The 232-nt window shown below is 48.7% G+C and carries 1 protein-coding gene; it reads right to left on the reverse strand.

Annotated features, from left to right (window positions below):
• The coding region (locus SB773_RS34900) for a M24 family metallopeptidase (RefSeq protein ID WP_410595157.1) at positions 1-216 on the reverse strand (216 nt) is incomplete at its 3' end.
• Positions 217-232: the final 16 nt, after the last annotated feature.

The following is a 232-nucleotide window of genomic DNA, read 5'->3' on the forward strand; positions in this document are numbered from 1 at the left end:
GTACTTGGGCACCTCGCTGATCTCTTGGATGAAGGATAGGCTGTGCAGGCCGGCTGTTACGGCTTGCTTCGTGACCTCATTGAGTTGTTGAAGTGTGACACCAGGCTTCACTGCTGCGATGGTCTTGATTTCTGCTTCGAGCACGAGTCGATAGATTTCTTTTTGACGTTCTGTAAAGCGGCCATTCACGGAAAACGTTCGCGAAATATCTGCCACATAGTAATTTGATGCT

Source organism: Bacillus sp. SIMBA_074, from assembly GCF_046534555.1.
Classification (GTDB): Bacteria; Bacillota; Bacilli; order Bacillales; family Bacillaceae_G; genus Bacillus_A; species Bacillus_A mycoides.